We start from the raw sequence: 13,374 nt of genomic DNA, 5'->3' as shown, positions 1-13,374 counted from the left end.
TAAAGCACACCACAGCATAATACCCAGTCACCGGCGGCCCCACTTCCTCCCCGCCACATCCTCGGGCGTTTCGCCGTAGCGTCCAAGGATACTGGCGTCAGCGAAATCTCCGCGCGCAGGGTCGCCTGACCGCGAAAACGCAATGGTACCAACCACCGTTTCGGATCTCCTTATCTTCCCCACCATGTTGAATGCCCGAAAATTGGCCATGGCCGCGTCAGATACCTCTTCCGGCCCGAGACCGAAAAGCTCCCCATGATGATCACGAGTGAAAGGAAGGACGAGGAAACGGATGGTGCGGGACATGACCATAACCTATGTGCCAATACATCAGCGTAGCACGCCGCCATTCGCGGTCTATTGCACATCCGTAGAGGTGCTTCGCCGACAGGATAAGTAATTGGCTGTACGGGGGGTACGGTGGGGGTGTACCGACTGGGGCGCGGGTTTGAAGTGGAAGTGGGCCGCCGGCGAGATCCGAGGTCCTAAATTGCACGTCCGCCTCGCGGCGCTGCCAGCTCGATCGTCATTGCCCCCGAGCCACGGTACTTCATCCTAACAAGCGCAATTGCTTGGCTCCTCCCCTATGCACGCGTGGCCGGCCTGTGAATTGGGATGTTGTGCGTGGAAGATATGCCCCTCATCGCAACCGAAAGGGGCGTAGCGCGTTGCAGGTCATTAAGGGAGGGCTGCTGTGGCAAATTACAGGGAGCAAATCCAAAATCGACTGCAGATGCGCCCCGGAATGACGGTCAAGGAACTGACGGACGCGATATTCGGGCCTGAAAACCGCTTCGGTCAGCGCATTAACCCGCAGGTCTTGATACTGATGAGCAAGGGCGCGCTGCTAAGGGAAGGGGCGGGTGGCATTCGGGATCCGCACCGCTACTATCTCGCCGCGGCTCCAGCGCTCGGCAACACGGCTTCAAAAACTGGGAGATGACAGTGTCAAAGGAATTGCACACCTTCGAGGCCCTGACCTTCGCTTTTTCGCCCGGCCGGTTCAGGACGATAGCTTCGCTTGAGCAAGTAGCAGGATACTTGGAACAGGAATGGCCTACGCAGCCGGGGCCGAGCTGTCTGCGCGCGCGTAAAGCCTGCAAGGATGCGATGGCCGACAATCTGAGCAATGACGAAGCGAGGGCGGAATTCATCGCGGCGCTCGGGGAAATTGGCATTTCGCTCGATCAAAGGGCAGAAGGCTAAGCGCCTTGTGACAACAAAAAACCCGGCTCGCTTGCGGCGAGCCGGGTCGGGCAGTCCATCTCGCGCCAGAACGATGGCCTTGGTTGGCGAGGCCACCGATTGCGCAAACATATACCTTTCTACGCTGCCGGATTATCCCGCAAACAGAGGAGCATCCTGCACGAGACAAAAACCCGGCTCGGAGCCAGATAGGCTTCCTACGAGAGCGCGGCGCAGTGCGACATGTTCACCAGCAGCTAAAAGCCCCTCTAGCCTTCCGACCAGAGGGGCCTTGTATCTTCTCAATTCAACTCTCACGCGCGACGCTGTCTGAGATAGACATCAAGCACAAAGACGCGCAGGGCCGATGAAAGATTTGCGTTCGTGCGCGCACAATCAAGCCGACTGATGAGTTCCTGACGACTCATCCCGCGCGCCAGAGAAATGTCTTTGAGCGCCCGCCAAAACTCGTCCTCCAGCGAAATGCTCGACTCGAGTCCGTTATAGGTAATGGAGCGGACTGGTATCTTGCCAAGCTTGCTCATATGCGCGTGGGTTACGCTGCAGTCCGGCGTAACAGGATGCCAAAAAAGCTGTTGGCGGAGGGTGATGGAATTGAACACATCACCGTTTCCGGGGCACGGTTTGCACCGTATGCTCACCTTGAGCGCCACCCTCCCAACCAGCCAGCAGCGATATATTGCGTGCGAAGCCAGCAAGCGGCAATTCATCAAAAGAACTATTTGAGGTCATTAAAAAGGTATTTGGATCGCTGATGCCTCGTTTCAGCATGTCCACCCTATCTGGCGCCTCGCTATGACGAGCTTGGATCACCAACCGCCTTGGTGCAGATCATCGGGGGTATCGCCGCAGCGTGCCAGGATTACGGCGTCTTCGAAGCGACCGGTGCCAGGATCGCCCGATCTGGAGAAGGCAACGGCGCCGACTATCGTATCAACACCTCTCAGCGCACCAATTCGAGTAAACGCCCGTATCTCTGCGTGGGCTTGGGATGGCGCTTCTTCGGCCTGGAGACCCAGCAATTCGCCGTCGGGCATACGGACAAAGGGGACAACGACATAGTACGTGATGCGGGCCATGGCTTTCACCCGAACATAACATCGTAGAACCATGCTCCGCTTTTTAGCATGGCGCAGGCCGATATCAATCGCCCAAGAACAGGGCGCGCTCTTTGCGCCACAGGATCTTCTTCCGAGTTACCTTCGCAGAATCGATCAGCCCTCCCGCTGCTCTCCGCAACTCAACCGCCTGGTATGCAAACGGCCCGCGTTTGTTCGTTGACGTGTACCGTGTGGATTCACCCCAGCGAGACAATCACATGAGACACTTTCTGCGTCTTATTTGGGTTTACGTTTGTATTATGAGAACGGTATGGAGAAAGGGTCTAGAACCAAACGAGACGGATGCCAGCGAATGACCATGTACGGCTATGCACGCGTCAGCACCACAGATCAGGATCTGACTATCCAGATTGAGGCTCTCCGCAAAGCGGGCTGCGAAGTCATCCGCAAAGAGAAGCGTTCCGGTACGAGCCGAGAGGGCAGGGCGGAGCTCGATACGCTGCTTACCTTTCTCCTCTCCGGCGACACACTGATGGTGACCCGTATCGATCGCCTGGCTCGCAGCATCGGAGACCTGCAGGACATCGTTCGCGCCCTCAAGGCCAGAGGGGTGGCGCTGAAAGCGACTGAGCAGCCGATCGACACCAGCACCGCCGCCGGCAAAGCCTTCCTGGACATGCTTGGCGTCTTTGCCGAGTTCGAAACGAACCTGCGCAAGGAGCGCCAGATGGAAGGCATCGCTAAGGCGAAGGCGGCAGGTGTTTATAAAGGGCGGCGCCCAACTATCGATACTGCCAAAGTGAAAGAGATGCAGGGCAACGGCTTGGGGGCGACGGAGATTGCGAAGCGGCTTGGGATAGGTAGGGCGAGCGTGTACCGCGTCACGGGCTAGCCCCTTCATGCTGCAACTCGTTGCCGATTAGCTAATTGGGTGAGACCTTGAGTCCTCACCCCTCCTTTAGTCAGCAGCGTTGCCACCAAGTGAGGGCTCGATTGACCTAATGCGCCGAGCGCGCCGCCAGCAAAGGCTGATAGAATTTAGCCACCTAGAGAATATTGGTGAAAGTCCCCTGCCAATGGCAACTCTGGCTGATTTTTGCCCGAACATCGTCGCAGAGAGGCGTCTGCTGAACTCGCTCTGGCAAGCCCTGTATCCGGCGGACGAAGCGCGACCGCCGCACTGGCAGCCGACCGCCACTCAAGTTCGACAATTGAATCTTCGGATAATCCAAGGATTGGGTCCCAAGGGTGAGGCAATCATCTCCAAATGGCTCGCGGTGTCGCCGACCTGATGAGGTAGGCCGTCGCGTCCGCACACCTCTCATCATGCCAGTCATCGCCTACGCAAGCGATCGAGCGAGCAAATGCATGCAAGGCTGCTGAGGGTGTTCCGACTGGACTGGGCTGCCATATGCCGCCCGGGACTGGTTTTGATCAGCCGAACCATAAGCCGCCAACGCGGTGACTTGCAATTCATCGCCTTGCCATCGCTTTTTTTGCTCGTGGGGCTTCTGCTCGGTGGGAGGCCTTGAAGAGCCTCGCGTTGAGGTCTTCAACAGGAACGGTGCAGTGATCAGTTACATAGAGCAGATACAAAGTCTTCTGCAGGCCCGTCCTGGAATGACGATGATGGAGCTGACCGACAGGATTTTTGGCCCCGACAACCGCTTCGGTCAGCGCATTAACCCGCAAGTCTCGATGCTTATGTGCGGGTTTCGGAAAAGTCCGGACAGGATTTCCGGTAATCTCCGGACAAGGCTTTCAGTAATTCCCGGACAGCGATTCCGCTAATTCCCGGACAGTTTCCGGCGGCGGTGTGACGGTTGGTTCGCGGCAGCGCCGTTCTGGCAATGAGGCCTCTCACGAGAATGTTGAGAGAGTCGATGCCGAGACGGAAGCAAGCAAGACGAACGAGCGTGAGGGACATCCGGACGATCCTGCGTCTGACCCACGAAGAGGGTCTTTCGGTGCGTGAGATTGCCGAGCGGCTGAAGATCGGCAAGAGCTCGGTTTCCACCTATTTGCTACGGTCTCGGGAAGCCGGGCTTTCATGGCCCTTGCCGGCCGGCTCGGATGAAGATGCAAAGCTGGAGCGGCTGCTGTTCGGCCGTGTCGGCCGACCGCCGCGGGATCTGAGCGAGCCGGACTGGGCGCTGGTCGTCCGGGAGTTGAAGCGCAAAGGCGTGACGCTGACGCTTCTATGGCAGGAATACCGCGCCTGCCATCCCGACGGTTACGGCTTCACCTGGTTCTGTGATCGGGTTGCCGCCTTCCGGCAGCGAATGAGCGCTGCATTCCGCAATCGGCACGCGGCAGGCGCCGTGATGCAGACCGACTATGCCGGGCCGACGGTGCCGGTGGTCGATCCGGCGACCGGCGTCATCCATCCGGCCCAGATCTTCGTCGCAGTGCTGGGCGCCTCCAACCTGACCTTTGCCTATGCCAGCTTCAGCCAGCGGCTGCCGGACTGGATCGACGGCCAGGTACGAGCGCTCACCTTCTATGGTGGGTCACCAGGGCAATCGTATGCGATAATCTGAAGTCGGGCGTGGCCAAAGCCCTGTGGTTCGAGCCGACGCTGACGACGACGTTTGCCGCCATGGCGGAGCACTACGACACCACGATCCTGCCGACCCGCAGCCGGAAGCCGCGCGACAAGGGTAAGGTCGAAGGCGCGGTGCTGATCGTCGAGCGCTGGATCCTCGCTCGGCTCAGGAACCGCAGCTTCTTCTCGCTGGCTGCCCTCAACATAGCGATTGCCGAATTGCTCGAGGACCTGAACAACCGCCCGATGCGCCATATCGGCAAAAGCCGCCGCGAACTGTTCGAGGAGATCGAGCGAGCCGCCCTGAAGCCCTTGCCGGCCACGCCTTTCGAATATGCGGAATGGAAGGCGGCGAAGGTCCATCCCGACTATCATGTCGAGGTCGACAAGACCTTCTACTCGGTGCCGCATCGGCTGATCGGATGCACCCTCCAGGTACGGCTTACTCACCGGGTGGTCGAGATCTCCTCGCCCGACAGTTGAATGCGTGCATTCAACGAAAGGGACCACGATCACCAGCGCGTCGCCAGCCATGTCCGCCGCTCCCAGCGCTCCGGCCACGTCACCGTCAACGACCATATGCCCAAGGCGCATCAGCGCTACGCCAACACCACGCCGGCCAATCTGATCGGCCGCGCAATCCAGATCGGCCCCAACGCCGCCATCCTGGTCGAGCGCATGATGCGCGACAGGCCGCATCCTGAGCAGGGATACCGCTCGGCCATGGGAATTTTGTCGCTGGCGCCGCGCTACGGATCGCAGCGCCTCGACGCAGCCTGTGAGCGGGCGCTCACCATCAATGCCATCGCCTATTCCTCCGTCGCCTCCATCCTCAAATCCGGCCTCGACCGGCAGCAACCGCAGGCTGAACAAGCGGCGCCCACGCCTGCACACACCAATATCCGTGGCCGTTCCTACTACCAGTGAAGGAAGCAAGAATGCTGACAAACCCAACTCTCGACCAGATGCAGGCCCTCGGGCTGACCGGTATGGCCGTCGCCTGGCGCGAATTGGCCGAACAGTCCGGCACCAATGAGCTGAGCCGCGATGAGTGGCTCGGCCTGATGCTCGACCGCGAGGTCACCCTGCGGGCCGACAAGCGCATCCGCAACAGGCTCGCCTCCGCCAAGCTACGCTTTGCCCAGGCTTGCATCGAAGATATCGATTTTGCCGCCTCCCGCAGCCTCGACCGGCGCAACACCATGGCGCTCGCCCAGGGGCAATGGCTCACCGCCCATGAGAACCTGATCCTCACCGGACAGACCGGCACCGGCAAGTCATGGCTGGCCTGTGCCTTCGGCAGGCAGGCGGCCAGGCACGGTCACTCCGTGCTCTATGTGCGCGTGCCCCGCCTGTTCGAGGATCTCGCGCTGGCCCGCCTCGATGGCTCCTTCCCCCGTCTCATCGACAAGCTCACCCGCGTCCAGTTGCTCATCCTCGATGACTTCGGCACCCATGCTCTCTCCGATCAGCAGCGCTTCCACCTCTTCGAAATAGTCGAGGAGCGCTATCAGAGAAAATCCACCCTGATCACCGCCCAGGTCCCCGTGGCAAGCTGGCACGACCTGATTGCCGACAGCACGGTCGCCGACGCCATACTCGACCGCATCGTGCACAATGCACACCGCATCGCCCTCCAAGGCGAGAGCATGCGAAAGAAAAAAGCCGCGCCCCTCTTGACCGACACCGAGAACACCGAAATCAATCAGCCCTGATGGCAACCAGGCTGCCGAGGACCAACCTCGTCAAACTGTCCGGACTTTAGTGAAAACGCTGTCCGGGAATTAGCGGAATCACTGTCCAGCTTTTGCGAAGCGCGCAGCTTATGGCCAAGGGGGCGCTACGAAGGGAAGGGTCGGGTGGTACGCTGGATCCATACCGCTACCATCTCGCGGCCGCCCCATCGGCTCGTGAAGAGGATTGCTCGGTTTAGATTACCTTTCAGAAGCCTAGCTGTGTTCGAGCGCACCTTCCTGCGTAAATGTATGACAACCGTTTCAGGGGACGCGCCACGGCTACGCCCGTCGCGATCGACCCAAAGCGGTCACAGACCGCTTGGTCTTATCCTTCAAGAATCGCTACGCTCGACCGTCACTTCAAAAGTCTTCGGCAGAGGAGGAGTCGGCAATGGCGGATAGCGATTTGTTTAAGAGGGGCCTCAAGAAGCGGAAGCAGGTGCTCGGCGAGAAGTATGTTGATGCAAATCTCGCCAATTCTGATGAGTTCATGATGACGTTTCAACGAGCGGTTACCGAATTGGCTTGGGGTTATGCGTGGAGTCGTCCCGGCCTTGACCAAAAAACCCGCAGTCTGCTGACGCTTGGAATTCTCGGACGGCTCGGCCGCTTTCAAGAGCTTGGCATATACATAAATGCGGCGCTTGCCAGCGGTGCGACGGTCGATGAAATCAAGGAGGTATTGGTTCAGATTACCGTCTACTGCGGCACACCCGCGGGTCGTCAAGCATTCTTGGCAGCGCACGACGCCCTGAAGCGTTCAAAGGAGTGACGACTTGCGGTCCTGTAGGGCCATATCCGCTCGTGGAACATCGCGTCATTTCATTTTCGCACCTTCGGCTTCTTGGCCTTGCGCTTCTTCTCGTGGGCGGCCCACATGCGAGTGATGTCGGCCTCGCTGCCGATCTTGACTCGCGACGGGGCGGGCATTGGCGACCGCGCCAGCCAGAATCTACTCAGCCGTCTCAGATATTCAAGCCGCTCGTCGCCCTGGACGTTGTGACCCTCGAAGAAGCCCTCGAGGATCTTTTGCAGCGCCTGGTAGATCCGCTCCCGGTCATCGTCCGCGCTCATAGTCTCACTTCTCGAAGAGGTCCTGCGGTTGGAAAAGGCAAGTCGTCATGGTCGAATATTTTCCATCAATATTTTCTTAACCCGCTAGCGGCCAGCGACGCGTCTGCCTTTGCAAAGGAACGATGACAATGGCTGATTTTTTTGAAGACACCAAAAAAGCTCATTGAGGAACGCCAAACGGACAGGCTTCTGGCTTCCCGGATGGGCAAGGCCAGCGCTATCACCGCTGCGAACGAAATCAGCGACGAGTTGACCTTGATCCGTGCCGTGCTTCAGGAGGTTCTGGAGGAACTACGAAGCGGTAATCGGTCGACGCCAGGCAAAGGCGAGTAAATCATCTCGACAGTGCATGTCGATCTCGTCATTGCATCTCCTTTTGCGTCACCTTGGCTACGTCTATCAATTTGTGTGCTGGGCACCTTTCCTCGATCGCCTCACAGCGTCGCGCCGCAGATCAGTCGGACAGCGTAGGCGCCAATAAGGCAGCCCCATAAATGGACTCAGAGATTCACTGAGCGCCATTTCCGAAAATAGCTGAAGCCCTAGCCAGCCTTGGACTTTGCGGCTCCCTGACTCCCGCAAGTCGGTTGGCGGCCATCTTAAGGGGCATCCCGTACTTATCATGCGGTCTTCAACTTCTATCGAACGCTGCGCGACGCACCGCGGCAGCACAGCATAGGCCACGGCGAAACCGAGCACGTAATTTTCGGCTTCAAGACGGAAGAGGCGGCGCAGGCCTTCCAGGATCGGTTCGGGGGCGTCAGGATCGAGCCGACGGGCCAGGTGCGGCGCCAGGCAGAGGCGTACAGCAGCCGCCCGCCGACCAAGGCCGACAGATCAATTTCCCCGCCTCCCGCGGCCCTGAAAAAACATCATCACGAACAGGATCACCAGGCCGACAACTACCCAGAATAATAGAGTTGTCCAAAAGTCTGGGCCACCGTGAACTGGCGTTCCTGAGTAGGAATGTCCGCCAAACCCGCCTGGGAAGCGAGAAGGGCCTCCGCCGTCTTCGTCACCCTCCCCGTGGACTACGCCTTCGTCACCGCCGCGATGGGCACCGCCGCTGCCCCCTTCACCACTGCCTCTGACAAATATGGTCCCCCCGGATATGGGAACTGTAATCTCGATCCTCACGATCGATCCTTCCTCAACCTCACACCAGTCCCTCACCATTCTCGACGACAAAGATGGCGCCGGGCCGGAGGCCTCCAAACGAAAGAGCTGGTCACGCCGCTTGGTGACGGTCGTGGGCAGCTGCCTCGCCCTGGTCGTGACTCAACCTACGTCGACGCCACGCATGTTAACAGCGGCCGGTTTACTCAGCGTCAGAGTCGTGAAGCCACGTTGTCCAGCCACGCCGTTCCGCTCGACAAGATCGTCTTGCCCGCTGCCAATGCCGACAAGCAGGAACGACAAGTGGTCCTTGAGCTGAAGCCGGTGAGGGCGATGGGAATGGCGGCCTAAGCCGCCACTCTGCCCTGCCACCCGCGGTCGCGCTTCGCGGGGAAATCATCTTGGTCGTATACGGCTTGGATCGCTCCCAGATCCATCAATGAAGCGCCCTGATCTCTGAGGATCTGGGCCTCCATCTGCCGCTTGGAGCCAAGCACCCAATCGACAAGCACCATCCGCACGGCTCGCCACAGCGGCATCGGTCCAAGTTTAGTCGCCTGCGTGATATCCCTGTTTCCAAGCGCCTTGTCGTTGTCTGCGCTTGTGGTGACAATATCCACCAACTCTTCGTAATCAATCACACTCATCATGTCCCCAGCGGCTCACAGAAAATGCTGTCCGTAAAGGTAGTATTTGCATGCCTGGCACGGGCTGCAAGAGACGCCTCGATCGATAAATCAATTTAACTTTTGGCATGAAAAGAATTTTTTATTTGCCCGAGATTTGAATGTTGGACCCTATCGGTGTCGATCCCGAAACTGGCCAGGGGCTGGCCTCCAAGGTCTTTGACACCGGCCTGAAAGCGCTCGGTTGTCGTCTGACGATGCTGATGCTTCACTCGTTTCCGAACGCCTGCCTTCCCTTTGCCGCCCAGAGTGCCCGCGCCTGTTCACCTTGATCGCTTCGAAGCTTGTCGGCCATCCAGAGCGCCGCACCATAGATCATGGCGCGGTCGTCGCCGGTCAGGTCCACGATCCCAGCCTTGACGACGAGACCGCCCAATTCGATGAGATGCTGTGTGCGCTGGCGGCGCTCGACCTGCCAAGTGCGCATGTCATGCCGAGCCCGTGCCGCCAGATGCCGGTTGCGCGCCGCCCAGCTGCGCCGGAGCGCTGTTCGTGTCGCGATCAGCCGCCGGAGCAATTCGCCGTGCTCGCCCCTGAAAAAACGTCGCCCCGCGCCTGGCCCATGCCTCCCTTCTGCTGACGTCCTTCGTCTCTGCCAATACGATCAACGCACCCGCAAGTTCCTCGGCGCTGAGGGCATCGGCGCCGGTGGCGATCACAAGTTCGCCAAGCTGCTGCACCTTGCGGCCCTTGAGCTCCCGTGCCTTGTCTTCCAAAGCCTTCAGTTCGGCATCAAAGTCCCGTGGCTTGCGCATCATCGTCTCCCTAAACTGTTGATGCAGCGATGATAGGGGAGCGCCCGGCGAAAGGCTCCAGGGTTGCCAGGACAGGCTGGGACGGGAAGGTCCCACCCGAGATTTTTTCGAGGGAGGGCGCGCTTATACGTCGTTCCGACGTTCGCTTGGCCGTGGCACTGATCCGATCGCAATGGCGATCTATCATCTTCACGTCAAGGTCATTGGCCGCAAATCCGGCTCCAGCGCGGTGGCTTCCGCCGCCTACCGCTCGGCCTCGCGCTTGCGCGACGAGCGCCTCGAGCGCAGCCATGACTTCTCGGCCAAGCGCGGCGTCTTGCATTCCGAGGTCATGCTGCCAGCGAACGCACCCGAGGTTTGGCGCGACCGCGAGCGGCTGTGGAACGATGTCGAGACCTTCGAGATCCGCAAGGACGCCCAGCTTGCCCGCGAGGTCGAATTCTCCCTGCCGCGCGAACTGAGCCAGGCGCAGGGCATCGCGCTGGCCCGCGACTTCGTGCAGGCCGAGTTCGTCGACCAGGGGATGATCGCCGATCTCAACGTGCATTGGGATTTTTCCGAAGACGGCATGCCCAAACCCCATGCCCATGTCATGCTGACCATGCGCCGGCTGGACGTTGATGGGGACGAGATAGGCTTCGGCCCAAAGGTGCGGGACTGGAACCGCACCGACATGGTCGAGCACTGGCGAGAACGCTGGGCAGAGCTTGCCAATCAACGCCTGGCCGAGCTCGACATCGATGCGCGCGTCGACCATCGCAGCCTGGAAGCGCAAGGCATCGGGCTGGAGCCGCAAAGCCAGATCGGCGCGCCCGCCAAACGCATCGAAGAGGAGGGCATCAAGGATCCGGGCATCGAGGGGGAAGGGCTCGAGGCGGACCGCGCCGAACTGCACCGGGAGATCGCGCGCGGCAATGGCGAGCGCATCCTCGCCAATCCCACCCTGGCGTTCGACGCCATCACGCATCAGCAATCGACGTTTACACGCCGCGACATGGCGATGTTCGTCCACCGCCATAGTGATGGCCTCGAGCAGTTCAATGCGGTGATGGGAGCGGTCAGCAGTGCGCCGGATCTCATTGAGCTCGGCAGGGACGGACGGGGCGAGGATCGCTTCACCACACGCGCCATGATCGAAACTGAACAACGCCTGCACCGTGCGGCTGAGCGTATGGTTGAAAGGGAGCGCCATGCGGTGAATGACCGGGAAAGGGAAAAGGCTCTTGCCGCCGCCGCGGAACGCGGGCTTGTCCTGTCGGGCGAGCAGGCCGACGCGCTGGCGCATGTCACGGATAGCCGCGATCTTTCGATCGTGGTCGGCCATGCCGGCACCGGCAAGAGCGCCATGCTGGGCGTGGCGCGGCAGGCCTGGGCAGCGGCTGGCTATGAGGTCCGGGGCGTAGCCCTGTCCGGCATCGCCGCGGAAAACCTCGAAAGCGGATCGGGCATAGTGTCCCGCACCATCGCCAGTCTGGAACATGGCTGGCAGCAGGATCGCGATCTGCTTACTTCGGGCGATGTCCTGGTGATCGACGAGGCCGGCATGGTCGGCACGCGCCAGCTTGAGCGAGTGCTGTCCCATGCCGCCGAGGCCGGTGCCAAAGTGGTGCTGGTCGGCGATCCCCAGCAGTTGCAAGCCATCGAGGCGGGTGCGGCCTTCCGCTCGCTCCACGACCGTCATGGCGGGGCGGAGATCGGCGAGGTCCGCCGCCAGCAGGACGACTGGCAGCGCGAGGCCACGCGTGATCTAGCGACCGGCAGGACCGGGGATGCCATTGGCGCCTATGACAGCCATGGCAGGGTGCATGCGGCAGCAACACGCGAGCAGGCCCGCGAGGATCTGATCGAGCACTGGGACCGCGACCGGCAGGCCTCGCCCAACCACAGCCGGATCATCCTTACCCACACCAATGACGAGGTTCGCGCCCTCAACGAGGCGGCGCGCGAGCGCATGCGGGACGCCGGCGATCTCGGGGATGACGTGCGTCTGACGGTCGAGCGCGGCGAGCGCAGTTTTGCCAGTGGCGACCGCGTCATGTTCCTGCAGAACGAACGCAACCTTGGCGTCAAGAACGGCACGCTCGGAACCATTCTGGAGGTCAGTGCGCAATCCATGACCGTGCACACCGATGATGGCCGAAGCGTTGACTTCGACCTCAAGGACTACAACCGCATCGACCATGGCTATGCCGCCACCATCCACAAGGCACAAGGCATGACCGTGGATCGCACCCATGTGCTGGCAACACCAGGCCTGGATGCCCATGCCAGCTATGTCGCCTTGTCGCGTCATCGCGATGGCATGGATCTCTATTATGGCCGCGACGACTTCTCCGATCAGGACAGGCTGGTCCGCACCCTGTCACGCGACCGGGCCAAGGACATGGCGTCGGATTACGAGCGCGCCGATCCGGTACAGAGTTATGCCGAGCAGCGCGGCATCAGCTTCCGTGAGCGTGTTGTCGAGATCGTCAGGAAGATCGTCCCCGAGAAGGTGCGCAGTCTGTTTGACGGCCTGCGTCCGTCAGCGGAGGCGCCGAGGCCGGAACGGGAAGGCGCAGGACGGGAGGCCGGAAGGGAGGCACCCCATGAACCCGCGGCGCCTGCGAGAGAGACCGCCGAGGATCGGGAGGTGGCGATGCGTCAGGCCCGCACACGGGCGCTCGTGCGTCATGCCCGCGCCGTGGATGCGATCTTCGAGACGCAGGAGATCGGCGGCAAGGCCAGCCCGGCACAGACGCGCGAGTTGAATAAAGCCCGCAACGCCTTCGAGGAGGTGCGGCCTTATGGCTGGCGCGATGCCGAGGCCGCCTATGTCAAGAACCCCGAGCTCGTCCGCGAGGCGGCGGGTGGCCAGATCAACCGCACCGTCCGCGCCCTGCAGCTTGAAACCGAACTGCGTACCGATCCGAGGCGGCGCGCCGACCGCTTCGTCGAGCGCTGGCGGAAGCTCGACCTGGCCAGCGCGCGTCAGTACAGGGAAGGCGACATCTCCGGCTACAAGACTACGCGGGTTGCCATGGGGGATATGGTCAAGAGACTGGAACGCGATCCTCAGCTTGAATCCATCCTCGCCAACCGCAAGGCCGAGCTCGGCATCGCGTTCGAATCAGGCCGCCGGCTTGGCCTGGAACTGGCGTTCAACCACGGGATCGACCTTGGACGGGGGAGGGGGATCGGCTTGTGATCCATCCC

14 protein-coding genes, 1 tRNA gene and 1 pseudogene are annotated in these 13,374 nt (G+C 60.7%); 9 read left to right on the top strand and 7 right to left on the bottom strand.

Features of this window, described 5'->3' with window-relative positions; all coding sequences use genetic code 11:
- Nucleotides 1-27: 27 nt before the first annotated feature.
- Nucleotides 28-306 carry a hypothetical protein gene (locus tag QQL24_RS25000; protein ID WP_284315014.1) on the bottom strand — a complete coding sequence of 93 codons (279 nt, stop codon included), beginning with the start codon at nt 304-306 and terminating at the stop codon, nt 28-30.
- A gap of 388 nt (nt 307-694) precedes the next feature.
- Here QQL24_RS25000 and QQL24_RS24995 point away from each other — a divergent pair, with 388 nt between their 5' ends.
- Both QQL24_RS24995 and QQL24_RS24990 read left to right on the top strand, forming a co-directional pair.
- The gene (locus tag QQL24_RS24995) at nt 695-943 is read left to right on the top strand and encodes a hypothetical protein (protein WP_284315013.1); all 249 of its coding nucleotides are present in this window, start codon (nt 695-697) and stop codon (nt 941-943) included.
- Nucleotides 944-945: 2 nt separating this feature from the next.
- Nucleotides 946-1,206 (top strand): DUF982 domain-containing protein, encoded by a 261-nt coding sequence (locus QQL24_RS24990; protein WP_284315012.1) that lies wholly within the window; start codon nt 946-948, stop codon nt 1,204-1,206.
- Between the two features lie 293 nt (nt 1,207-1,499).
- Here QQL24_RS24990 and QQL24_RS24985 read toward each other — a convergent pair whose 3' ends face one another.
- On the bottom strand, nt 1,500-1,808 hold the full coding sequence (locus QQL24_RS24985) for a ribbon-helix-helix domain-containing protein (protein WP_284315011.1): 309 nt from the start codon (nt 1,806-1,808) through the stop codon (nt 1,500-1,502).
- Nucleotides 1,783-1,864 (bottom strand) — tRNA-OTHER (locus QQL24_RS24980). Before QQL24_RS24980 ends, QQL24_RS24985 begins: the two co-directional genes overlap by 26 nt.
- Before the next feature lie 163 nt (nt 1,865-2,027).
- Between QQL24_RS24980 and QQL24_RS24975 the strand changes: the two genes are divergently transcribed.
- The 5 genes and pseudogenes from QQL24_RS24975 to QQL24_RS24955 all read left to right on the top strand — a co-directional run bounded on the left by QQL24_RS24975 (nt 2,028) and on the right by QQL24_RS24955 (nt 7,320).
- On the top strand, nt 2,028-2,312 hold the full coding sequence (locus tag QQL24_RS24975) for a hypothetical protein (protein ID WP_284315010.1): 285 nt from the start codon (nt 2,028-2,030) through the stop codon (nt 2,310-2,312).
- A gap of 307 nt (nt 2,313-2,619) precedes the next feature.
- On the top strand, nt 2,620-3,159 hold the full coding sequence (locus tag QQL24_RS24970; RefSeq protein ID WP_284315009.1) for a recombinase family protein: 540 nt from the start codon (nt 2,620-2,622) through the stop codon (nt 3,157-3,159).
- 991 nt (nt 3,160-4,150) lie between these two features.
- Nucleotides 4,151-5,739 (top strand): annotated as a pseudogene (gene istA, locus QQL24_RS24965) (IS21 family transposase).
- Between the two features lie 11 nt (nt 5,740-5,750).
- Nucleotides 5,751-6,527, top strand: a complete 777-nt coding sequence (istB, locus tag QQL24_RS24960) for an IS21-like element helper ATPase IstB (RefSeq protein ID WP_284315008.1) — start codon at nt 5,751-5,753, stop codon at nt 6,525-6,527.
- 412 nt (nt 6,528-6,939) lie between these two features.
- Nucleotides 6,940-7,320, top strand: a complete 381-nt coding sequence (locus tag QQL24_RS24955; RefSeq protein ID WP_284315007.1) for a carboxymuconolactone decarboxylase family protein — start codon at nt 6,940-6,942, stop codon at nt 7,318-7,320.
- A gap of 50 nt (nt 7,321-7,370) precedes the next feature.
- On the opposite strand, the gene QQL24_RS24950 is transcribed toward QQL24_RS24955, so the two are convergent.
- Entirely contained in the window at nt 7,371-7,622 is a 252-nt protein-coding gene (locus QQL24_RS24950; RefSeq protein ID WP_284315006.1) for a hypothetical protein, read from the bottom strand.
- 966 nt (nt 7,623-8,588) lie between these two features.
- Here QQL24_RS24950 and QQL24_RS24945 point away from each other — a divergent pair.
- On the top strand, nt 8,589-9,089 hold the full coding sequence (locus tag QQL24_RS24945) for a hypothetical protein (protein WP_284315005.1): 501 nt from the start codon (nt 8,589-8,591) through the stop codon (nt 9,087-9,089).
- Here the strand turns inward: QQL24_RS24945 and QQL24_RS24940 are convergent.
- The 3 genes from QQL24_RS24940 to QQL24_RS24930 all read right to left on the bottom strand — a co-directional run bounded on the left by QQL24_RS24940 (nt 9,086) and on the right by QQL24_RS24930 (nt 10,179).
- Nucleotides 9,086-9,385, bottom strand: a complete 300-nt coding sequence (locus tag QQL24_RS24940; RefSeq protein WP_284315004.1) for a hypothetical protein — start codon at nt 9,383-9,385, stop codon at nt 9,086-9,088. The two genes, QQL24_RS24945 and QQL24_RS24940, sit on opposite strands and share 4 nt — an antisense overlap.
- 247 nt (nt 9,386-9,632) lie before the next feature.
- Nucleotides 9,633-9,851, bottom strand: coding sequence for a conjugal transfer protein TraD (locus QQL24_RS24935; RefSeq protein WP_284315003.1), 219 nt, complete (start codon nt 9,849-9,851; stop codon nt 9,633-9,635).
- 1 nt (nt 9,852) lies between these two features.
- The gene (locus QQL24_RS24930; protein ID WP_284315002.1) at nt 9,853-10,179 is read right to left on the bottom strand and encodes a conjugal transfer protein TraD; all 327 of its coding nucleotides are present in this window, start codon (nt 10,177-10,179) and stop codon (nt 9,853-9,855) included.
- 172 nt (nt 10,180-10,351) lie between these two features.
- On the opposite strand from QQL24_RS24930, the gene traA reads away from it, so the two are divergent.
- The gene (traA, locus tag QQL24_RS24925; RefSeq protein WP_284315001.1) at nt 10,352-13,366 is read left to right on the top strand and encodes a Ti-type conjugative transfer relaxase TraA; all 3,015 of its coding nucleotides are present in this window, start codon (nt 10,352-10,354) and stop codon (nt 13,364-13,366) included.
- Nucleotides 13,367-13,374 lie beyond the last annotated feature (8 nt).

It is taken from the genome of Labrys miyagiensis (assembly GCF_030160835.1).
GTDB lineage: Bacteria > Pseudomonadota > Alphaproteobacteria > Rhizobiales > Labraceae > Labrys > Labrys miyagiensis.
The sequence above is the reverse complement of the archived record's forward strand: the minus strand, read 5'-3'. Positions and strand labels throughout refer to the sequence as shown.

Coding starts and splice junctions, on each gene's coding strand:
- QQL24_RS24935 (WP_284315003.1), bottom strand. CDS start 9,851: ATGCGCACTTGGCAGGTCGAGCGCCGCCAGCGCACACAGCATCTCATC.
- traA (WP_284315001.1), top strand. CDS start 10,352: ATGGCGATCTATCATCTTCACGTCAAGGTCATTGGCCGCAAATCCGGC.
- QQL24_RS24950 (WP_284315006.1), bottom strand. CDS start 7,622: ATGAGCGCGGACGATGACCGGGAGCGGATCTACCAGGCGCTGCAAAAG.
- QQL24_RS24955 (WP_284315007.1), top strand. CDS start 6,940: ATGGCGGATAGCGATTTGTTTAAGAGGGGCCTCAAGAAGCGGAAGCAG.
- QQL24_RS24970 (WP_284315009.1), top strand. CDS start 2,620: ATGACCATGTACGGCTATGCACGCGTCAGCACCACAGATCAGGATCTG.
- QQL24_RS24940 (WP_284315004.1), bottom strand. CDS start 9,385: ATGAGTGTGATTGATTACGAAGAGTTGGTGGATATTGTCACCACAAGC.
- istB (WP_284315008.1), top strand. CDS start 5,751: ATGCTGACAAACCCAACTCTCGACCAGATGCAGGCCCTCGGGCTGACC.
- QQL24_RS24945 (WP_284315005.1), top strand. CDS start 8,589: ATGTCCGCCAAACCCGCCTGGGAAGCGAGAAGGGCCTCCGCCGTCTTC.
- QQL24_RS24930 (WP_284315002.1), bottom strand. CDS start 10,179: ATGCGCAAGCCACGGGACTTTGATGCCGAACTGAAGGCTTTGGAAGAC.
- QQL24_RS25000 (WP_284315014.1), bottom strand. CDS start 306: ATGTCCCGCACCATCCGTTTCCTCGTCCTTCCTTTCACTCGTGATCAT.